Annotated in this window: 21 protein-coding genes and 2 tRNA genes; 12 read left to right on the forward strand and 11 right to left on the reverse strand. The window is 51.7% G+C overall.

Annotated elements, in window-relative coordinates:
- Positions 1-71: 71 nt before the first annotated feature.
- Positions 72-356 carry a hypothetical protein gene (locus tag NTZ04_07150; protein MCX5992084.1) on the reverse strand — a complete coding sequence of 95 codons (285 nt, stop codon included), beginning with the start codon at positions 354-356 and terminating at the stop codon, positions 72-74.
- A 198-nt stretch (positions 357-554) separates the two neighbouring features.
- Here NTZ04_07150 and NTZ04_07155 point away from each other — a divergent pair, with 198 nt between their 5' ends.
- Positions 555-2426 (forward strand): beta-propeller domain-containing protein, encoded by a 1872-nt coding sequence (locus NTZ04_07155; protein ID MCX5992085.1) that lies wholly within the window; start codon positions 555-557, stop codon positions 2424-2426.
- Positions 2427-2464: 38 nt separating this feature from the next.
- Here NTZ04_07155 and NTZ04_07160 read toward each other — a convergent pair whose 3' ends face one another.
- The 6 genes from NTZ04_07160 to NTZ04_07185 all read right to left on the reverse strand — a co-directional run bounded on the left by NTZ04_07160 (position 2465) and on the right by NTZ04_07185 (position 7465).
- Positions 2465-3208, reverse strand: a complete 744-nt coding sequence (locus NTZ04_07160) for an HAD family hydrolase (protein MCX5992086.1) — start codon at positions 3206-3208, stop codon at positions 2465-2467.
- Positions 3209-3507: 299 nt separating this feature from the next.
- The gene (locus NTZ04_07165) at positions 3508-3651 is read right to left on the reverse strand and encodes a DUF5679 domain-containing protein (protein MCX5992087.1); all 144 of its coding nucleotides are present in this window, start codon (positions 3649-3651) and stop codon (positions 3508-3510) included.
- Positions 3652-3824: 173 nt separating this feature from the next.
- Positions 3825-4358 carry a DUF4416 family protein gene (locus NTZ04_07170; GenBank protein ID MCX5992088.1) on the reverse strand — a complete coding sequence of 178 codons (534 nt, stop codon included), beginning with the start codon at positions 4356-4358 and terminating at the stop codon, positions 3825-3827.
- Between the two features lie 7 nt (positions 4359-4365).
- On the reverse strand, positions 4366-5067 hold the full coding sequence (locus NTZ04_07175; GenBank protein MCX5992089.1) for a hypothetical protein: 702 nt from the start codon (positions 5065-5067) through the stop codon (positions 4366-4368).
- 205 nt (positions 5068-5272) lie between these two features.
- On the reverse strand, positions 5273-6793 hold the full coding sequence (locus NTZ04_07180) for a thioredoxin-like domain-containing protein (GenBank protein ID MCX5992090.1): 1521 nt from the start codon (positions 6791-6793) through the stop codon (positions 5273-5275).
- 66 nt (positions 6794-6859) lie between these two features.
- The gene (locus tag NTZ04_07185) at positions 6860-7465 is read right to left on the reverse strand and encodes a MarC family protein (GenBank protein ID MCX5992091.1); all 606 of its coding nucleotides are present in this window, start codon (positions 7463-7465) and stop codon (positions 6860-6862) included.
- A gap of 132 nt (positions 7466-7597) precedes the next feature.
- Between NTZ04_07185 and NTZ04_07190 the strand changes: the two genes are divergently transcribed.
- From NTZ04_07190 to NTZ04_07230, 9 genes are all read left to right on the forward strand, one after another.
- Complete coding sequence (locus NTZ04_07190) at positions 7598-8836, forward strand: beta-ketoacyl-[acyl-carrier-protein] synthase family protein (protein MCX5992092.1); 1239 nt, start codon at positions 7598-7600, stop codon at positions 8834-8836.
- 36 nt (positions 8837-8872) lie between these two features.
- Entirely contained in the window at positions 8873-9124 is a 252-nt protein-coding gene (locus NTZ04_07195; GenBank protein ID MCX5992093.1) for an acyl carrier protein, read from the forward strand.
- Between the two features lie 102 nt (positions 9125-9226).
- On the forward strand, positions 9227-10609 hold the full coding sequence (locus NTZ04_07200) for an NAD(P)/FAD-dependent oxidoreductase (protein ID MCX5992094.1): 1383 nt from the start codon (positions 9227-9229) through the stop codon (positions 10607-10609).
- Positions 10610-10641: 32 nt separating this feature from the next.
- Positions 10642-12051 (forward strand): NAD(P)/FAD-dependent oxidoreductase, encoded by a 1410-nt coding sequence (locus tag NTZ04_07205; protein ID MCX5992095.1) that lies wholly within the window; start codon positions 10642-10644, stop codon positions 12049-12051.
- A 24-nt stretch (positions 12052-12075) separates the two neighbouring features.
- The gene (fabG, locus tag NTZ04_07210; GenBank protein ID MCX5992096.1) at positions 12076-12816 is read left to right on the forward strand and encodes a 3-oxoacyl-ACP reductase FabG; all 741 of its coding nucleotides are present in this window, start codon (positions 12076-12078) and stop codon (positions 12814-12816) included.
- A gap of 1 nt (position 12817) precedes the next feature.
- Positions 12818-13240, forward strand: a complete 423-nt coding sequence (gene fabZ, locus NTZ04_07215) for a 3-hydroxyacyl-ACP dehydratase FabZ (protein MCX5992097.1) — start codon at positions 12818-12820, stop codon at positions 13238-13240.
- A 10-nt stretch (positions 13241-13250) separates the two neighbouring features.
- Positions 13251-14054 carry an SDR family oxidoreductase gene (locus NTZ04_07220; GenBank protein MCX5992098.1) on the forward strand — a complete coding sequence of 268 codons (804 nt, stop codon included), beginning with the start codon at positions 13251-13253 and terminating at the stop codon, positions 14052-14054.
- Positions 14055-14061: 7 nt separating this feature from the next.
- Complete coding sequence (locus tag NTZ04_07225) at positions 14062-14649, forward strand: 4'-phosphopantetheinyl transferase superfamily protein (GenBank protein ID MCX5992099.1); 588 nt, start codon at positions 14062-14064, stop codon at positions 14647-14649.
- Between the two features lie 253 nt (positions 14650-14902).
- Entirely contained in the window at positions 14903-15214 is a 312-nt protein-coding gene (locus tag NTZ04_07230) for a hypothetical protein (protein MCX5992100.1), read from the forward strand.
- A 5-nt stretch (positions 15215-15219) separates the two neighbouring features.
- Here the strand turns inward: NTZ04_07230 and NTZ04_07235 are convergent, their stop codons facing one another.
- Positions 15220-16596, reverse strand: a complete 1377-nt coding sequence (locus tag NTZ04_07235; GenBank protein ID MCX5992101.1) for a condensation domain-containing protein — start codon at positions 16594-16596, stop codon at positions 15220-15222.
- Positions 16597-16827: 231 nt separating this feature from the next.
- Between NTZ04_07235 and NTZ04_07240 the strand changes: the two genes are divergently transcribed.
- Positions 16828-16900, forward strand: a tRNA-Ala gene (locus NTZ04_07240).
- Positions 16901-16903: 3 nt separating this feature from the next.
- Positions 16904-16977, forward strand: a tRNA-Arg gene (locus NTZ04_07245).
- Between the two features lie 207 nt (positions 16978-17184).
- On the opposite strand, the gene NTZ04_07250 is transcribed toward NTZ04_07245, so the two are convergent.
- The 3 genes from NTZ04_07250 to NTZ04_07260 all read right to left on the reverse strand — a co-directional run.
- Positions 17185-17799, reverse strand: coding sequence for an exosortase/archaeosortase family protein (locus NTZ04_07250; protein ID MCX5992102.1), 615 nt, complete (start codon positions 17797-17799; stop codon positions 17185-17187).
- A 15-nt stretch (positions 17800-17814) separates the two neighbouring features.
- Positions 17815-19212: a hypothetical protein gene (locus NTZ04_07255; GenBank protein MCX5992103.1), complete on the reverse strand. Its 1398-nt coding sequence runs from the start codon at positions 19210-19212 to the stop codon at positions 17815-17817.
- On the reverse strand, positions 19196-20278 hold a 1083-nt coding region (locus NTZ04_07260; protein MCX5992104.1), incomplete at its 5' end, for a hypothetical protein. The genes NTZ04_07260 and NTZ04_07255, both read right to left, overlap by 17 nt.

The raw sequence follows: 20278 nt of genomic DNA on the forward strand, positions 1-20278 counted from the left end.
CCTTCCCCGGATCACCCTTGGAGGCATATGAGCTTGAGGTCTCTCAAACGCAAGGCTGCCTGGAACTATAGTTAGCAGGAACCAATATGGGACATTTCTAATGAGTCAAGAAAGAGGTCATTTCTAAAGAGTCTTGACAGAGCAGCCTTCAATTTGCGGAGGCGTTCGGCATCGAGCCTTTTGACAACCTCAGGATTGCTTACCACAGCACGTTCTGCTCGTTCTTCAAACCATTTGACTGCAAATTTATCCGTGGCAACAAGAAACCCTCTGCAAACATCCTCCATCTTCACTTTGGCGCTTTCAATCTCAGTCTCCAGGTCGCTAATCTGCGTATCAAAGTCAGGAATTTCCATGGCTTTACCTCCCTCTTTGGCTTAATAAAGGCATAAGACTGCTTCGGGGCATTCCATACCGTCACAACTCAGCAGATTCTATCACCTGTTGTCAAACCTTTCCAGTGCATTCAGAAAGCAGGATGGAACTTTTCCCACCCCAATTTCGTCATTATAAACAAAAGGGTTAATCAGCAAGATCAACGGAGGTCAACAAAAATGAGGTGGAATAGCTTCAGGAAACTCCTTTCCATAGGCTTGTTCGCTGCTATGGTAATAGCTCTGGCAGTTGGCCTGACCCAATCAGGGAAAAGCCAAGTCGAGGGAAAGCTGCAACAATTTTCCTTCTATGATGAGTTGAGGGATTTTGTAAAGACCACGCCGTCCTATCCCTATTACTACAATGATGAAGGGCGTGGTTTACTAGGTATTACCCAATGGGGCTCCGAAAAGGCAACCTCTCTAGATAGCGTCCCAGATTATTCCCAGACAAACATCCAGGTTGAGGGGGTTGATGAAGCGGACATCATAAAAACCGACGGAGAATACATCTACCTGATTACTGACAACAGTCTTATCATCGTGAAGGCCTATCCCTCTGAAGACGCCCGTATTCTCTCTGAAACAGAACTGAAGGGAAGCATTAAGGGAATATTCATAAACGGTGACAGGCTGGCTGTGTTCGAAGAGGAAGCATTGGATTACCTTGATAAACCAGATTACTCCTACTATGAAAAGACCTCCATCAAAGTCTACGACGTCTCTGATAGAGAAAGTCCTGTCTTGAAGAGGGACGTTGCTGTCGATGGTCTCTATTGGGGCTCAAGAATGATAGGCGACTACATCTATGTGATCGCTACCGGATCGATCAATAGCAGCGACGATGAAGTCAACCTCCCCAGGATTTACTCACCCCAAGGGATTGTCGAAATACCCGCTTCAGAAATATGGCATTCCGACGCTCCAGATTACTCCCACATGTTCACTACTATCATGGCACTGAACATAAAGGAGGATAGCCAGGAGCCTGCATACCAGACGCTCTTGCTCGGAGGCGCCAGCAACCTCTATGTATCCTTGAACAACATTTACATTACCTTTCCGAGTCAGGGGTCGGGAATCAGCAATTTCACTTCTGATCAGAGTCCATATGTCAATAGCCTGGAAAAGACTGCCATCCACAGGATTCATATGGATGACGGCAAGATCAATTACGAGGCCAGCGGCGAGATACCCGGTTGGGTATTGAATCAGTTCTCCATGGACGAGTACCAAGGATACTTCAGAGTGGCCACGACCACGGGACACGCCTGGGGTGGCGAAACAGCAGAAGCAAATCAAGTGTACGTTCTGGATCAGCAACTGGATATCATCGGACAACTGGAGGATCTGGCTCAGGGCGAGCAGATTTATTCAGCCAGGTTCATCGGCAATAGATGCTATCTGGTAACTTTCCAGAAGATTGACCCCCTGTTTGTCATCGATCTGAAAGACCCCTTTGACCCTAAAGTGCTCGGCGAGTTGAAGATAACCGGTTACTCCGACTACCTTCATCCTTACGATGAGAACCATGTAATAGGAATAGGCAAGGAGGCCATAGCTGCAGAAGAAGGAGACTTCGCCTGGTACCAGGGTGTCAAGATATCGCTTTTTGATGTCAGCGATGTTCAGAATCCGAAGGTAGTAGGCCAGTATGAAATCGGCGACAGGGGCACAGATTCACCGGTCTTGCAAGACCACAAAGCCTTCCTGTTTGACAGATCGAAGAACCTGCTGGTGATACCTGTGTCGGTGACTGAGATAGACGCAGCAAAGTATCCCTACGGCGTTCCGCCTTATGCTTACGGAGACTACGTCTGTCAGGGCGCTTACGTCTTCAACATCTCCTTGGAGAAAGGCCTGGAGCTTAAAGGCACGATCACCCACTGCGGTGACGCCAATCCGGTGCAGAGTTGGTATTACTATTCCTCCCCTTGCTCTATCGAAAGATCCCTCTATATAGGCAACATCCTCTATACCATCTCGGACGCCGAAGTAAAACTGAATAGCCTGGGAGATTTGAGTGAGATCAAGGTGGTAGACCTGCCCTGATCACCTGACAGAACGTGCCGGTTGCAGTCCAAAACAGGTCAGACACGCTTGAAGTAATCAGACAAAGCCTTCTCATCCTTAGGGACGAAGGCTTTGTATTTTTGGGCAAATTCTTGTTTCAGCCCCTCTGAGGCAAGAAACGGCACTACGGGATACCCTACAATCTCAAAACACCCCTCATCATCTGCGCTATCACCAAGATAGGCTACCCTGCGTGCATCCAAATGCCTATTCCTGAGCAACTCCTGCAGCAGCCTGGGCTTGTTCCCGTAAATGTTCAACCTGAATTCAACAACTGTATTATTTTCTTCCTTAGGGTCATCGGCTTCACAGAAATCAAAACACTCACGGTAGCCGGAGAATGTCAAAATCCTTTCGATGCCATATCTGTAGCCAGCAGAAAAGATACCAGTGGTCTTTCCTGCCTGGTGAGCCTCCTTGATCGGTTGCAGGATTCTATGGTCGAGTCTGGCCTGAGTCTGTGGCTTGCCGGCATACCTGTCCACCGAATGGCGTATGAAGGAAACCGGCATGCCATTTATTATCTTCTCATTGAAGACCCTGAACATCTCCTTCACAAAATCAAAGCCAGCTTCACGATGACTCTCTCTGTATAGTGACTCCAACTCCATCCTAGCTTTGAGGATACGGGCTATCCTGAGAGGGTGAAGGGGAATAGAGGCCTTGAACAAGTCTGTGGCTATACTCTCCAGTACGGCCTTCTCATCCCGGTACTCGATTATTGTTCCATTCCAATCGCATATTATGGCATCAAGGGGCACAGGCAGTTACCTCTATTTGGGTGAGCTCATACAGAAGGCGACAGGGATTTCGCTGATATTATCGCTGGCAAGATTACGATAATCACCCCTGGGTTTTGACGCCGATAAACCGGGCAACTTCACCGGCCAGGGTGAGGTTATCTTAATACCAGCACCAAAAATTGATGGTCACTGAAGGAGACAAAGACATCCGCCTTCAGTGACCACAACAAATGCCCCACTTCCCCACCAGTCCACAATTGAACTCAGTGGGAAGTCTTTTCAGATTATTTACAGAACTAAACGTATCAGGACAGGCCTTAGCCCTTCCCGATCCTGAAAACCTTGGTCCCGCAGCTCGGGCACGTGCCACTTGTCGCTGGGCGCTTGTTCTTCAAAGTGACCTGCTTTGCACCCTTGATCTCTACCTTCTTGCGGCACTTTACGCAGTAAGCCTGTGGCATTGCTATTCCTCCTCCTTCAAAATCTTCTCTCGTGTCCCACCAGCATTTTTGTGCTTGTTAGGTACACTGTGGGAATGATATGCACATGAAAGGGCAAATGTCAAGAGTAATGCAACTCAAAATTGAGACTTCACAGAAGAGAATCAGCAAAGACCAACAGCCTTCTCCAGGCATTAGTCTTTGAATGTTGCCATTTGCGCCATGTATTTCGTTCGCAGTTGCCTGAAGAATTCACTGTAAGTCTTGCTACGGTAGTCAGGATAGGTCCATGGGAGTGTCTGATATTGCTCCCCATGAAAGATCAGGGTGACTTCCCCGTATATACCACTGCCCAAATAGAGACGATGTGAGTAGTCTTTTGTAGTGGCCAAAACCACCTTGGCGGCCGTGATATAGCCCGGGTCAAGATTCACCAGACGTCTTCCGCCTTCAGCCAGGACTCCCTCCAGGTTATTAGTGAACAGCTTTATCTCTATAAGTCTCTCAGGAGTCACCAGAGCGCCAAACGCCAGGAAAAGCCTTTTTAGTTCAGGCCCCATCTCTGCCTCGTAGTAATTCGTATAATTGAAATCCCATACCTGACTCTGGATATCAATGGGCCCCAACTTCTCTTGAAGCAAATCGCTTACCCGCGGCAAAAGGGATAGCCGGGATATCAGAAGGCCAACAAAAGCTTTAACCGGCTGGGGCTCCCTGGTCTTACCCATGAGTCTCCTATTGTTGCAGTTCTACAGTACCCTTTGATCCACTGCAGGCTTTCACGCAAAGCCCACAAATGTATTGTCCAATGCGCCTGGTCTTGCTGAATTCCTTCAGCTTCTGGTAACAGGCCAAGGAGTCGAATTCACTTGGCTCCTCCTTTATTGCTTTCGCCGGGCAGGCAGACAGACAGCGGTAACAGGAGCCGCAATCCGTTCGCACCGGATGCCCAGTCTCAAGTGGAAAGTCAGTAAGGATCGTAGTTAAACGAACCTGAGAGCCCAATTTTTGGGTGACCAAGAGATTGTTTCTGCCATGCCATCCCAAGCCAGCCAGATGGGCCACTTCCTTATGAGACAAATGGCCAGTCATCTTCTCCCAATCAACGACCTGTGAGGCAGCAATGGGCAAGGCAGCATAGCCTCTTCTTTCGATCTCCTGAGCAATTCTTAGGGCTGCCCGGTCCAATTGAGAGTTGAGCTGCCGATAATGATGGTAATACAAGAGATTCGGGCCATCTTCCAGGGTACTTAGCACCGCCTTGGAGACCCGTACAGCCCCTACTATGGCCAGAGGAAATGCATCTGTGGCATCCTTCGACAGCCCATGAAATGCCTCCCTTGCCCCCCGGATATCCGCCACACCAACCAAATCCAGCAAATTCATTTCCTGGATTTCTTCAAGGAAGCATTGGGTATCGTGCGAATTAAGACCCATTCTAAATTCAAGCTCCTCTCAGGGTGTCAGTCATTTGCTATGCCTCATACTCCAAAGAGCCATCAATTATGTTGGGTGAAATATCAGTCCCACAATGCACATGCTGCCATGTTGCCATTGTTACCTGGTCCAGATTCTAGCACCTTCCCGGATATGCGCTCAAAGCACCTCAAAGGAGTGCAAACAAGAAGAGGATATTAGTAGACTAAGGCTTTGGCAATATGAAGCGTTCAAGCCCTTTCAGCACCATTGTGCTGGTTTCCTCCGTCTCCAGGTCAATCACACGAATGACGTGGTTATTGGTATCAGCCACATAGAGCTTGCCACCGGCTGCATCAATACCGCCCGGCTCGTAGAATAGAGGAGCATTCCCGTCACGCCACCCGTGGCTATCGCCCAGAAATGTCCTCACCTCTTTTGTCTCTGGATCAACACGCTTGATTTTGCTGTTGTAGGTGTCAGCCACATAGAGCATGTTCTCATAATAAACGATCCCGAGAGGATGCTGCAGACGGGCATCGCGGCCAACGCCGTCTATGTCACCAAAATCAAATAGACTCGCTCCACTGCCCACCAGCGTGCCAACCCGGCCGTTGCTGCGGCTGATATCTGCCCAGCGTATGGAACTTCCCTCAGAGTCAGCAAAGTAGAGGCGTCCTTTACCGTCCAGTGTCAGTCCGCTTGGCTGAGCGAGCTCTGCATCAGCCAGCGGCCCGTCTCTAGTCCCTTCACGGCCACTACCCGCCAAGGGGCTGATCATCTTGCTGGACAAATCCATGGCCCAAATCTGGTGCGCCCCCGCCATGGCAATGTAAAGCTGATCGCCAGCCAACTCCAGGTCCCATGGAGAGTTGAGAGCCACATCAGGTGCCACACTACCCTCTCGCGGATACCAGTCTGCCTGAAAGCCAAGACCAACCAGCGTACTGACTTCTTCTGTTAGAAGATTAGCAACACGCACGGCGTGATTCCCGGTGTCAGCTACATAAAGTGCTTGACCATCCCCTGACAGCACCATCCCCTGGGGGTGATCAAGGGTGACTTCCCGGAAGTCGCCATCCCCAAAGCCAGCGTGTCCATTGCCAATAGCGTTCAGCACTTCACCACTGGCGATATCAGCCACTACAATGCGGTGGTGATTGGTATCAGCAATAAAGAGACGGGCGCCTGCTTCGTCAGCCAGAATTTTTCCGGGAAACGAAAGGGCATTTTCAGGCACGGATTCTTGCTGCAGAGATTGAACGATTGGAACGCCTCTGTTCCCAGAATCTTTCGTCAGTGATTGAACGATTGGTTTGAAGACATGATAAACACCCTCACCACTGTATCTACTGACCACCTTACCTGCCGGATCAATTATGAAGAGGGTAGGCCAGGCCTGCACACCCCAGGCGCGCCACACTTTGAAATCACGGTCATTAACAACGGGATGCTCCAGCCCGTACCGCAGAATGATCCGGCGGATATTCTCTGTAACACTTTCGTTCGCAAACTTGGCAGAGTGAACGCCTATCACCACTAACTCATTGGGATATTCCTTTTCCAAACGCTTCAAGTCTGGAATGACATGCATGCAGTTGATGCAACCATATGTCCAGAAATCCAGGATGACCACCTTACCCCTGAGCTGTGCCAGTGTGATAGGCCCGTCAGTATTCAACCAGTCCAGACCTGCTGGAAACTCTGGAGTAGAATTTGCGCCTGCAGCAGAAGATTCTGGTGGCATAACAATCAATCTCAATCAAAAGAACTTTATGTTAAGTCTCAATTGCATCCCCACTGTCTAAGGAGGCTAGATCCCGGCAGCTAGTATACCAACCCGTCTCAGACCATCGATGATCATGCTTACGGCGATAGCTGCCAGCAAGAGGCTGAACACCTTGGATACTGCCTTGATGCCACCCTGTCCCAGAAAGCTGGCAAACCAGTTACTCAGCATAAAGACAATCCAGGCTACAAGAATATTCAGAGCGAAAGAGAGCAGTACCATATACAGTGGAAACTGAGTCGCCAGGAGCAATAGCGCGGTTATCGTGGCTGGACCCACTGTCAGAGGAGTGCCAATAGGAACCACAGCCACCATTTCCTCTTTGATAGCCTCCACGACCTGGCCTGTTAATATAAAGCGGATGGAAAGGACTAGTAGAATGAGGCCGCCTCCAATAGCAAAGGAGCCTACAGGAATACCCATCAGGTTCAAAACGAACCTGCCCAAGAATAGAAAGGCCAGCCCCACAATAGCTGCTGTAAAGACAGCAACCAGAACCATCCTGTTTCTCTCACTCCTGGCCATCCCCTCGCTCATGCTGATGACGAATGGCAAGTTACCAAAAGCATCGATGACTATGAAGAGAGGTACAAAGGTCTTGATGAATTGCTCTGCCCAGCTATATTCCATCTTTCAGCCCGCCTTGAATCGGTCTTTGATGATAGAACGTCATAGTGTATAATGTCAAAGAGTGCCTGGTTTGGCACTAAGTGTCCGACCTGGTATCTGCAGCAAGAACGAGGATTCTTCAGACTCGAACGAATGATAGATGAACGCCGCATCGTAATAACCGGGATTGGCCTCACGGCACCAAACGGGAATACCCTGGCGGAATTCAGAGAGAATCTGCTCGCAGGCAAAGCTGGCGTAGGGAAAATCGAAACCCATTACATGGGTGAGGTGCTGGCAGGCGTATGTCACTTCGACCCGCTAAAGCATCAAAAGAAGAAGGAACTCCGCCGCGGAACACGCGCGGGATCAATTGCCATCTACTGTGCCCAGGAGGCCATCGCTGATTCAGGACTGGACTTCACTCAACTCGATAAATCCAGAATCGGCGTATACCTTGGGATTACCGAGCATGGCAACGTGGAGACCGAGAACGAGATATACGCCCTCAAACAATATAACTATGACGTCAAATACTGGTCACATCATCACAATCCAAGGACAGTGGCTAACAATCCAGCCGGCGAAATTACCTTGAACATGGGGATTACCGGACCACACTACACATTGGGGGCCGCCTGTGCTGCTGGCAACATAGGCCTCATACACGGCCTGCAGATGCTGCTGCTCGATGAGGTAGACCTGGCCCTGGCGGGCGGAGTCTCGGAGAGCATTCATACCTTCGGTGTATTTGCCAGCTTCAAGAATGAGGGGGCGCTGGCCTCTCATCCTGATCCTCACAAAGCCTGCCGCCCCTTTGACAGGGACAGAAACGGGATCGTTGTCTCGGAGGGCGGTTGTGTCTGCGTTCTGGAGAGACTGAGCGATGCCCTGAAGAGATCGGCCAGAATCTACGGCGAGATCGTTGGTTATGCCATAAACTCGGATGCTTTCGATTTCATTCTTCCACATGCGCCGAGACAGGCCGAGTGTATGAACCTGGCATTAAAGAAGGCCGGGTTGTCTGCCGGTGATATCGACATCATCAGCACTCACGCCACAGGGACGCAACAGGGCGATCTACAGGAATGCCAGGCACTCAGGAGTGTCTTCAGCAACGCCTCACATACCTATGCGAATAACACCAAGAGCTTTATTGGCCACACTATGGGTGCCGCCGGTGCCCTGGAACTGGCGGGGAATCTGCCCTCTTTCAACGATCACATGGTTCACTCCACCATAAACATAGACAACCTGGACCCTCAATGTGCCATTCAGAACCTCGTGATTAACAAACCCATAAAGGTTGACAAGGTCGATTACATCATGAATAATTCCTTCGGTATGCTGGGTATCAACTCGGTTGTTATTGTCAAGAGATTCGGCGCATGACACACGGCCGAATAGCTGTTCTAGATGGGAGGACACATGACTAAGGATCAGATCAGGGCCGTCGTTCTGGATGTGATCACCCAGATAGTGCCGGATGAAGATCTAAGCAATCTGAAAGGCGATGTTCGCATTCGTGACCAGGTAGAGATGGATTCCATGGACTTCCTGGATATAATCATGGAACTGCGAAAACGCTACGGCATTGAAGTTCCAGAAGATGATTATGTTCAACTAGCTACGTTAGATGGTGCAGTAGCTTACCTCGCACCGCTTATGGCACATCTGTAGCCAAACAAGCATAGAGGACTTGAGCCTTATCTCTTGAACTGCCAAAGCCCGGGCACATCATTGTATCGGTGAAATAGCGGCACCGATCACATTGTATCAACCGTGGATTATGACGTTTTGATTATCGGTGCAGGAATGTCCGGCCTCGCTGCAGGTATCAGGCTGGCCTACTTCGACAAGAAGGTCTGCATCCTTGAAAAACACTACCGTGTCGGCGGGTTAAACTCGTTCTACGACCGCGGCGGTTACAGGCTTGATGTGGGTCTTCATGCCATGACCAACTATGTTCCCAAGGGCGTAAAGTCAGCGCCGTTGCCCAAGCTGCTGCGGCAGCTCAGGCTGAAATTTGAGGACCTTGATTTGTGTCAGCAACAAATGTCAGCCATCAGGTTCCCCGAAAAAACACTGCGGTTCAACAATGATCTCAACTTCTTTGTTCAGGAAGTAGGAGAGAGGTTCCCGGCGCAGGCTGACAACTTCCAGAAGTTGCTGAAGACTATCCACGATTATGACGCACTGGCGCTGGATGCAAAACCGATTTCCGCCCGCCAGGTCGTGAGCAGTATTATCTCCGATCCGGCGCTCACAGATATGCTGCTCTGTCCGCTTATGTACTACGGCAACGCGCTGGAAAGGGATATGGACTTGGCACAGTTTGTCATCATGTTCAAAAGCATTTACTGCGAAGGGTTTGCCAGGCCGAGAGACGGGGTGCGCCACATCCTGGATCTGCTGGTGAGAAAATACAAGGCCTGTGGCGGTGAACTGAGGGTGAGATGCGGAGTACAACGCATCAAGGTATCCGGGGGTAAGGTAGAATCGCTCCTGCTCGATAACGGTGAGGTACTGACAGCGGGCAGGGTGCTGTCCTCAGCCGGTTATGTTGAAACCATGAGTCTATTATCCAACCATGATCCCAGTGAGCCCAAACATGAGACAGGTCAACTCTCCTTCATGGAGTCCATTCTGGTTCTGGATAAGCAGCCAGTTGATCTGGGACTGGATACCACCATCATCTTCTTCAACAATTCGAACCGATTTAACTACCAAAGACCTGCAGGGCCGATTGATGTTTCCAGCGGAGTGATCTGTTGCCCCAACAATTTCCAGTTTGATACCCCACTGCCGGAAGGTATAATCAGGATCACCAACATGGCCAATTTTGACCGCTGGAATAACCTGTCTGAAGAGGAATACGGGTCGCAGAAGGAGGCCTGCCTCAAGGCGGCCCTGGAAGCAGCAGTGAAGATTACCCCTGATTTTCGGGATTCGATTGTGTTTGCCGATGTGTTCACTCCCAGGACTATCTACAAATTCACAGGACATCTGAACGGAGCGGTATACGGTTCACCCCAGAAGGCTAGAAACGGCAGGACACATCTGGACAACCTTTTCATCTGCGGCACAGACCAGGGCTTTCTGGGAATCGTTGGAGCTATGCTCAGCGGCATCTCAATAGCAAATCTTCACCTGCTGAGGAATTAGCAGCCAAAATCGAAGTATAAAGAGAAGGGACAATGGCTGGCGATTGGTTAGAGGGCACAAAACCGCAATATGATGTTATCGTCATCGGCAGCGGCCTGGGCGGTCTAACAGCCGCCAACATGCTGGCCAGGAACGGGTATTCCATACTGCTCCTGGAGCACCACCACAAGCTGGGCGGCCTGGCTACATGGTTCCACAGAAAGGGCGGGCACATCTTCGATATCTCTCTGCACGGATTTCCCGTCGGCATGATCAAAACCTGCCGCAAATACTGGAACCGCGAGATCGCGGACTCCATTGTCCAACTAAAGGAGATCCGATTTGATAACCCACAGTTCTCTCTAACCACCACTTTCGACAGGGAGGACTTCACGCGAATTCTACAGGAACGATTCAAGGTCCCCGGAGAGTCTATAGAAGCATTCTTCAACGCTGCCAGGGGGATGAATTTCTACGATGATCAGCAGATGACGACAAGGGAGCTTTTCGAGAAGTTCTTCCCGGGGCGGGATGATGTGGTACGCTTGCTAATGGAGCCCATCACCTATGCCAACGGATCAACCCTCGATGATCCGGCGATAAGCTACGGCATTGTTTTCTCCAACTTCATGAGCAAAGGTGTTTACACCTTTCAGGGCGGGACAGACAAGATCATCTCCATGATGCAGGCCGAGCTCATAAAGAACGGTGTTGACATCCGCACCAACAGCCTGGCAGAGAAGATAATCATTGAGGATAGAAGGGTAGCGGGGGTTATAACAAACGGAAAGACGATCAAAGCCAGGGCAGTAGTCTCCAATGCCAACGTGAAATCAACTGTTCACAAGCTTGTTGGTGATGAGCATTTTGACAGCAGCTTCGCCGAGGAAAGCAGCAAGGTGCGCATCAATAACAGCAGTTGTCAGGTTTACATGGGCATCAAGAAAGGCCAGGGCATTGATTATGCGGGTGACCTCTACTTCACCTCGGTGGCAGACAAATTCGACTCGGTGAAACTATGCAGCAGGAATATCACCAGCCGGACCTACTCCTTTTATTACCCTCAGACCAGGCCCGGCCATGACATGTATTCCATTGTCGCCTCTACAAATGCCAATTATGAGGACTGGGCACATCTTTCCCCTGAGGAATATCACGCGTCCAAAAAGGAGTTGATCGAGTCAACGGTCGATGCTCTGGGGAAGTATGTCCCCGGAGTCCGGGACAAGATCGACTACCTGGAGGCAGCCACGCCGAAGACCTTCGAGAGGTACACCCTCCATCCCAACGGCACCTCTTTCGGCACAAAATTTGAAGGGTTGAAGATCAGCATGGGGCTGCCTGGCCAGATCCGGGGACTCTTCCATACCGGATCGACAGGGATTATCATGTCCGGATGGCTGGGGGCAGCCAACTACGGTGTGATTGTAACCAACAACGTGGACAAGTACCTGAGATCATGATCAGGCCCTTTTGGGAGGCAAGAGATGTTTAACTTTGAAGGACAGACTGTCATCGTCACCGGCGGCACCAGAGGGATCGGCAGGTCCATTGCAGAGGCATTCTTGAAGGCAGGTGCCCGGGTTATCAGCACGTATTCCTCGAATGAGGCTACAGCAGCGCAATTCCAGAAGGACAATATCCAGTTCGCCGACAGGATCGATATGCAGAGATTTGATGTAGCCAAACACGAGGAGGTAGAGAAGTTCTACAAGTATGTGGACAGCAAATACGGGAGCTTTGAAGTCCTGATAAGCAACGCCGGCATCAGAAAGGATTCCGTGCTCGGAATGATGAAGGAGACAGACTGGCGGAGCGTAGTGGACGTGAACCTTACCGGCACCTTCTTCATGTGCAAATTCGCCGTCATGTCCCTGATGCGAAAACGATACGGGCGGGTTATCGTCATCACCTCTCCAATGGGGAGATTTGGATGGGAAGGCCAGTCGAACTACGCCGCCTCCAAGGCCGGGCAAGTAGGATTGACCAGGTCTCTGGCCAAAGAGGTCGCCACCAGAGGCATTACGGTCAATTGCGTTTCTCCGGGCTTTATTGCCACCGAATTTATTGAGGACCTTTCGGACAAACTGCGGGAGTCATACCTATCCCAGATTCCGATGAAGAGGCTCGGCAAGACTGAAGAGGTAGCTGCCTGCGTTCTTTTCCTGGCTTCCAGAGAAGCATCGTACGTTAACGGTGCTGTCCTGGAAGTGACTGGAGGGCTATAGAATGGAAGAGATTCTGAAGGCCATACCCCACCGCCCACCGTTCCTGTTTGTCGATAAGATCATAGAGATCACCGATACAAAAATCAAAGCCACAAGAAAGGTAAATCCGCAGGAGGAGTACTTCAAGGGCCATTACCCGGGCAACCCGATCATGCCTGGGGTCCTTATCTGCGAGGCCATCTTCCAATCAGGCGCGATTCTGCTATCCAGAATCATCGGCCAGGTCGATGATGGCGTTCCGGTCCTGGTCCGGATCAATAATGCCAGATTTAAGAGCATGGTCAAGCCCGGCGACACCCTGGAGCTGGAAGCCGAAGTGGTGGAGAAGGTGAGCAGTGCCTATTTCTTGAAGGGCAAGGCCTCAGTAGACGGAAGAACTGCGGCCACGGTGGAATTCGCCGTCACCTTAGCCAATAATAAATAGGGGGTAACGCATGGACTTCCTGGGACTTGAGAACAAAACTATCCTTGTTTTTGGGGTAGCCAACAAGAAGAGCGTGGCCTATTTCGTGGGCCAGGCTCTATCTGAGGCAAAGGCGGAGGTCGTCTATGTCGTCCGCTCTCCGGAGAGGAAAGAAAGCGTCTCCAAGCTTCTTCCTGAGGCTATCATCTACACGTGTGACGTAGAAAGGGAAGGGGAAATCACCAAACTGGCTGACGACATTTCGAAGAAATATCCCAAGATTCACGGGATTGTTCACTCCATCGCCTTCGCCAACTACGAAGGCGGCATAAAGCCATTCCATGAAACAAGGAAAAAGGACTTCCTCCAGTCCGTTGATATCTCCTGCTATTCTCTGATCAGCATTGCCAATACCTTCAAGAACCTGCTCGACGAAAAGGCCTCCGTGGTTGCCATATCCATATCAACAACCAGAATGGCAGTGGAGACCTATGGCTTCATGTCACCGGTGAAGGCAGCGCTGGATTCCACCATCTGCTTTCTGGCCAAGTCCTTCAGCGTCTTCTCCCAGGTGCGGTTCAATTCGGTAAACCCCGGACTCCTGAAAACATCTGCCTCAGCAGGGATACCGGGCTACATTGACTACTACCTCTTCGCGGAGCACCTGGCGCTGCGCAAGAAAGCCCTGGACACCAAAGAGGTAGCCAACACAGTCGCCTTCCTCCTGAGCGAGCGATCCAGCGGCATCAATGCTCAGGGCATTATTGTAGACGGTGGCATGTCGGTCAACGCCTTCGACAAAGATATCGTCAAGAAGACATTGAGGCCGGGGTAGCGTCCCCATGACGCTCTTTCCTGTAGTTCTGCCGACCACCGAAGGCGTGGAGGGACTCAGTGGCGGGCAGAAGGTAGCCCTCCTCAGCCAATGCGCCAGACAGGCACTGAACTTGAGTGCCGATAAGGCCGGCGTCATACTTGGCAAGCTTGCCAAGGACAAGGATGATGTCCCCCTGCCATCCGGCGGTTACTACTGGTCCGTTTCCCACAAACCGAAATACGTGGCCGCAGTCATCAGCAATAGCCGGATCGGGATCGACATTGAGGAGATAAAGCCCCGCAGCGGTTCCATCTTCAACTATGTGGCCAGTGAGGAGGAATGGAGACTTTGCGGCGGCAAATCGTGGGAGGCACTGTACCGCTGCTGGACCGCCAAGGAAGCGGTGGTCAAGGCTGCCGGCACCGGCCTCGCCGGAATGAGGTCATGCCAGGTATGCTCGGTGCCGGACGAGACCCACATTTCTCTGTACTACCAGGACTGTCTTCATGAGGTAGAGCAGTTGCACTACAACGGCCATATCGTTTCAGTGCTCAAAGACAACAATGAAGTTGATTGGATAACCCGGGAAGTCCTCAAGGCACCGCTATCCTAGCTTAGTTGCAGGAATAGCCGTCATTTGCTTCGTGGGGGGAGACCCTTCGCCTTCGCTCAGGGTGACATACCACACAAAAGCGTCAGGGTGACATACCGCATGAATATCATTCTGGGCATGTCGCCCACTGCGTCGGGTCGTCCTTCCGCAGAAGGACGACAGCCACCACTCTTAGGTGTCATTCTGATATGGGCCACTGCGTCATTGCGAGCGAAGCGAAGCAATCTCTGCCACGAGCCATCAGCCATCAGCTATGAGCTACGATCGTGTCATTCTGAGCGCAGCGAAGAATCTCGATTGTTATGTTGACTTGCGACACCAGCCTGTAGGGACTGTCCGCGGTGGGGAACCAGGGGCAACGGACAGAGTCCCTACTTTGGGGAAGTGGCCGAGAAAGTGGATAGGCATGCTACGAAAGGCGTGGGCCATCTCTCTGATTCGTGAGCTGCCCTCTATGCCACGAGCTATCAGCTACGGACGTGTCATTCTGAGCGCAGCGAAGAATCTCGATTGTTATGATGGCTTGTGCCACCAGGTACTAGCTGAGAAGAGCCGCCGCCGCTGATTCTGTCACGACCCCTTCGAGCCAACCTGGTAGTTCATCACCTCTTCGACATAGAGATTCAGAAATTCCTGCACCTTTTCTCTGGAGAACATGGATGGCCTGTAGGTCAAAGAGATATTCAGAGCCCTGTTGTAGGTGTTCACACCAAAGGCCAGTGTCCACGGGGTCACCACTGGCGGTGCGCCAGTCAAATTGACTATCCTGGCCTTGCCTATGTGGGTAACCGCCGGTTCCTCGGAGCCCATCTTGGGCCAGATGATGCCCATATTGGTGTAGAAGATGGAATCAACATATGTCCGGGAGTAAACCAGGAGCCTGACTATCTGCCGGTGAATCACCGGTGGCAGACTCATGACGACGTAGAAGAAGTAAATCAGCGAGAAGGCCACCCTGTTCATGGTCGCAGAGATGGTATGTGATCTCAACTTCTTCAGCAGCCTGGCCTGATCCGCCCTGTCTGCAGGCCAGGTGGTCGGGGAGACCCAGGACATCTGGTTTGAAACGACATGGCGAAACTGCTTGGGGCTGATATTCACAATGCCCATGACCCGCACCTTGTTGCTGGCCTTTCCATGCATCCGATTCCACTTATCCACTATTCGATAACACGACGCCAGAAGTATGTCATTCACCTCGACGCCGGCCGATGTTGCTTTGGCTTCGATCTGCTTCAGTTTCTCCGGGCCTATGGTGGTATTGCAGAAGAAGGTATCTCTCGATCGCCCCGATTTATCATGGTAGACCCTCGAAGGGGAAGGAATAGCCGACAGAACCAGGCGGTAGATGACATCGTAGATTATCTTCCAGTAGTAGTTCTTTACCCTGGCCCTCTGGCTCTGGGCGAATTCAAACAGGGCATCCCTCTTATGTGACAGGCGGATATCCTCCGGCGGCTTATAATCGCCGGGAACCTCATTGTTGTAGTACTCAATGATCTTCCTTATGAAGAAGACGGCGCGGAGCCCATCCGCTGCGGAATGATGGAAGGTGAAAACCAGGGTGGATTGAGTCTCATTCTTCCTCAACAGAAGCACCCGGAAAGGAAATCCCTTCCTCAGATACAGGGGCTTGTTCATCCATTCAAAGAGATACCTGTCGTAGTCCGAATCCGGTATCTGAGCCAGACTCTGCACGGTGAGGACGCTGTTTCCCAGGTCATCCTGCACCTCGCGGTCAATCCTGAGGTACTTGCCCCGCAGGATCGTCCTCATTACCGGGTGGGCCATCTGGGCGGACATGATAGCCTGGTTCAATCTGGACGGGTCAATCTCGCCCTCGAGGTCCAGGAAAGCGTGAATGACAAAAGGCTCGTTTGTCTCGTGAAAAGCCAGGACAGTCCTGTCCATGCAATTGAGCGGTATCAATCTGCGAGACGCTTTCATCTTTCCTCGCTGGCAATGACGATGGGGATCTGTGCTATGTAACCCACCATACACAAGACACTGGGCGAAATATTACCATATCAAGGCTGCTGGTAGCAAAGGGTAGCTGTGACTGAGGCTATGCATAGCATATCACGGACAACACATGTGTTTCCCTTGACACAGGAAGCGCATAGCCCTTAAAATCGGACTTGCTGAGAACCATAGTTTTCCATAATCTGATCGTCTTTAGGGGATATAGCTCAATTGGGAGAGCGCTGCGTTCGCATCGCAGAGGTCGGGGGTTCGAATCCCCCTATCTCCATATGCCCCTGTAGCTCAGTAGGATAGAGCAGCGGTTTCCTAAACCGTTTGTCGGGCGTTCGAATCGCCCCAGGGGTATTTCAAAACCAGATCAGCCTCCCAGGGCGGTTCTTGCCTGAGTGCCAGCATATCCACATCAACCCGAGGTCAAGTTGTGGTCAATTCCTGGTCAACTGCGGATCACCTCTGGCTCAACTTTGGGTATTATGCCCGCACGTCTTTGGGCAGATAGCAATAGGGTGGACATTCTTGCCCACCCTATGATTTCTTGTAGACGGCTCTCCGCTATGACAGGGTTCTTACAGGTAATGAAGTTCTAGGCTTGAGAGTCCTTAGCCATCCGGCCCAGACGAGCAGGACAAAGAGCATATTGAACCAGTAGAAATAGTCATGGACGCGAACCCCTGTCCTCTCTTGCAGGTAGACACTCAGGGTTATCCTGAAGATGTTGAAGGCAATGAGGGTGGCCAGACCGACTAAGATTCCCATGAGCCTCTGTTTCGGAGTTGCCCCAGGCTGAGCAAACACCAGAGCCACATAGGCCCAGAGAAGCACCCCCCCAAGGCACGCCACTGTAATTTCAAAGGCCAGAGGTTGGCTTCCCAAAAGAATTGACGTACCTCTGACTGAAGCATCCGCATGTCCCAGGTGCAGTATGGACACTACAAGACTTGCAGCGGAGTCTTGCAGCAGCAAATGGACAGAAGGAAACAGCATTTGAAGGGCTTGTTCACCGCCATAAAGGAGTCCAAAGAAAACCGCGCAACGCAGCAAGAACCTGGCAAAGCTCTGCTTCTTTTCTCTCTGTACAAACTTGCCAATGACATAGCTGGAGGCGAAGAAGATGAAGAATATGGCTATGACAAAAACCAGTCCCAGGAAGAAATACCAATAGCTCATTTCCTCAATCCCCTATCACTCCCTGGCAGACACCAACCTTCTACTAATGAAATAGGCCAAGATGAATGCACCCAATGCTGCACCGATGCCAACATAGATGTTGGGGAAGACTGGCACACCGCCACCGCTACCGCCGCCACCCGCATCCTGCGGGTCTCCAAGCTGCCACCAAGACAGTACTGAGTCCTGCCCATAGATAATGTTGTTTACGGTGTTCACCGAGGTTGTGACATCCTTCCAGTTCGTCCCATTGCAGTGCAGGAGTCTCAGGTCGCCTTCAGTTAGGATGCCGGATTCATCATATCTTATGGCGACTCTTACCGGGCCAGCGTAGGTTGCAGTGGTAGTGATATGCAGCGACGGACCTATGGGAATGAGGCCAACCAGGCCTGCAGGCAAGCTGCCACATGGGCTTCCCTCTTGCGTCACTGTTGTATCTCCTGCCGCACTGACGTTGGCGAAAGTGATGGTCACGCCATCAAGCACGACCGTAACATTCAAGCCAGCCGGCGTATTGGGCTGTGACAGAGAGTAGGTTCTGAATGACGTCTCGTCGGAGTAGCTCGACCAGTTACCATTGTTGTCCTGGTATCTGACGTGCCAATAGTACATAGTATCATAGGCCAGAATCGATGAAGGGACTGTGAAACTGATGAGCGCAGTGTTGCTTGTCATCCCCAATACAGGGGTGTCGTAATTGTCTGACGTTGTGGTGATCTGCCACTGAGAGGCCGCATGAGTATCACCGGCGTCAGGGTCAGAGAAGGCAGAGGATTGCAGCGTAGGTGAAAGACTGACCACCGTAGCTCCGTCAGGTGGCGAAACGTTGCTCGGCTGGTTGGGAGCCTCACCCACCAAGAGCGAGAAGTTGGCCACCAGCGTGGTGGAAGACTCTATGTCCAGGGTGAGCGGGTTGGTAGTGTTGCCCATGACCCCGTTGATGGTCCAGGCGACGAACTGATAGCCCGGGTTGTGGTTGGCGGTGAACTGGGTCGAGCCCACGTACGGCCCACTGCCCGGCGACACCGAGCCTCCCAGCATCGGGCTGGAGCTCACGTCGACCTGGTAGGTGATCAGCGAGAAGGTAGCTGATATGCTGTGAGTAGCTATGACATTGTGGAAGGTGTAGCTGGTTATGGCTCCCTGAGGGACAGTATCCACCAGAACACTGGCAACATGGTAGCCAGCGTCCGGGGTGATGTCGAAGGCCTGGTCGCTATTGTAGTCCACCGCTGGGTCAGGAGGCGTTATCGAGCCGTGGGCACCGGCGCTGGTGGTGATGGTGAAGGTAGGAACGAAGGTGACGCTGCTCGCATCGGTGGTGGCTGTCACAGCCGTCCCGACATTGCCCGCCAGGTCCTTGAAGGCTATGCTAAAGGCCACCACGCCCTCACTATCACCTGAGGCCATCATGTAGGTGGCACTCCAACTCGTGCTCCTTGAAGGCTATGCTAAAGGCCACCACGCCCTCACTATCACCTGAGGCCATCATGTAGGTGGCACTCCAACTCGTGCCTGAGCCACTGACTGCAGCGGCATGGCCCGCTATAGTCACCGTCGGCGTCTGGAGGCTCTGGCTGGACGTAAAGGTCAGGGTGACGTTGTCACCCACCTTGGCCAGACTCGGGGTGGCATTGTTCGAGGCTATGTGGACCGCCGTCAGGGTGGGAACTGTCGTGTCACCAGGTTTAAGTGCGATCAAAATCCCGCCGTTTCGTTCTGAGGATGAGAGCGTTGCCGCTCCAGCACCCGTACCGCCGGCAGTTCCTTTCGTAGCCCAGGCCGCGCCGACAGATGCGGTAGTGGTCAGCTGGTTATCGTAGAGTTCGGTCAGTGCACCAGGTGATGTTGTCGTCCACCCGGAATAGGTAGGGTCACCCTTGTCCGCCATCCCGAACATAATCACTACCGCATTGGCAGAGGCTGTAGTAATAGTGGTCGCTGCCACAGCAGTGGTACTGCTTCCTGATACTAAAATAGTCCCGGGAGCAACATCAAAAGGAGTCGCCCCTGATGTATCAACTCCTGAAAATGCAACAATCGAGCCGACTGCACCGTCTGTGCCGGTACCGAGGGCAAATATGTAACTTGTTGGTTCTGATGCGCCAGCCACTTTATACAAGACAGCGCCACGGCGATGGGTGATAGTACCACCAAGATCTGCGCCAGCCACTACTGTCCACCCGCTTAAGGTGGGGTTAGTTGTGTCATTACCAACTTGGGCAATATTCACGAGCAGAACATCACCCGCCACAACGCCGGTGGGTTTAGCAATAGTCAGGCTTGTGCCGGTGGTGGTCGCCGTCGTCGCGGGGCCCCGCAGTGCTATGGCAGCGGCTACCGGCATGGTCTTCGGGCCTACTAAAACAAATGCAAATAGTAATAGAACCAGCAGGGCTATCGGCAACAAGACTTTCTTCATTACGTTATCCCCTCTCTTATGATTTACCTTATCACATGTCCATCCCCAGCGTCCTTG

The organism is Chloroflexota bacterium, assembly GCA_026389585.1.
Classification (GTDB): Bacteria; Chloroflexota; Dehalococcoidia; order UBA2247; family RBG-13-53-26; genus JAPLHP01.

Coding starts and splice junctions, on each gene's coding strand:
- NTZ04_07250 (MCX5992102.1), bottom strand. CDS start 17,799: ATGAGCTATTGGTATTTCTTCCTGGGACTGGTTTTTGTCATAGCCATA.
- NTZ04_07150 (MCX5992084.1), bottom strand. CDS start 356: ATGGAAATTCCTGACTTTGATACGCAGATTAGCGACCTGGAGACTGAG.
- NTZ04_07195 (MCX5992093.1), top strand. CDS start 8,873: ATGACTAAGGATCAGATCAGGGCCGTCGTTCTGGATGTGATCACCCAG.
- fabZ (MCX5992097.1), top strand. CDS start 12,818: ATGGAAGAGATTCTGAAGGCCATACCCCACCGCCCACCGTTCCTGTTT.
- NTZ04_07190 (MCX5992092.1), top strand. CDS start 7,598: ATGATAGATGAACGCCGCATCGTAATAACCGGGATTGGCCTCACGGCA.
- NTZ04_07175 (MCX5992089.1), bottom strand. CDS start 5,067: ATGGGTCTTAATTCGCACGATACCCAATGCTTCCTTGAAGAAATCCAG.
- NTZ04_07230 (MCX5992100.1), top strand. CDS start 14,903: ATGAGCTACGATCGTGTCATTCTGAGCGCAGCGAAGAATCTCGATTGT.
- NTZ04_07180 (MCX5992090.1), bottom strand. CDS start 6,793: ATGCCACCAGAATCTTCTGCTGCAGGCGCAAATTCTACTCCAGAGTTT.
- NTZ04_07235 (MCX5992101.1), bottom strand. CDS start 16,596: ATGAAAGCGTCTCGCAGATTGATACCGCTCAATTGCATGGACAGGACT.
- NTZ04_07205 (MCX5992095.1), top strand. CDS start 10,642: ATGGCTGGCGATTGGTTAGAGGGCACAAAACCGCAATATGATGTTATC.
- NTZ04_07255 (MCX5992103.1), bottom strand. CDS start 19,212: ATGATGGCCTCAGGTGATAGTGAGGGCGTGGTGGCCTTTAGCATAGCC.
- NTZ04_07225 (MCX5992099.1), top strand. CDS start 14,062: ATGACGCTCTTTCCTGTAGTTCTGCCGACCACCGAAGGCGTGGAGGGA.
- NTZ04_07165 (MCX5992087.1), bottom strand. CDS start 3,651: ATGCCACAGGCTTACTGCGTAAAGTGCCGCAAGAAGGTAGAGATCAAG.
- NTZ04_07155 (MCX5992085.1), top strand. CDS start 555: ATGAGGTGGAATAGCTTCAGGAAACTCCTTTCCATAGGCTTGTTCGCT.
- fabG (MCX5992096.1), top strand. CDS start 12,076: ATGTTTAACTTTGAAGGACAGACTGTCATCGTCACCGGCGGCACCAGA.
- NTZ04_07185 (MCX5992091.1), bottom strand. CDS start 7,465: ATGGAATATAGCTGGGCAGAGCAATTCATCAAGACCTTTGTACCTCTC.
- NTZ04_07220 (MCX5992098.1), top strand. CDS start 13,251: ATGGACTTCCTGGGACTTGAGAACAAAACTATCCTTGTTTTTGGGGTA.
- NTZ04_07170 (MCX5992088.1), bottom strand. CDS start 4,358: ATGGGTAAGACCAGGGAGCCCCAGCCGGTTAAAGCTTTTGTTGGCCTT.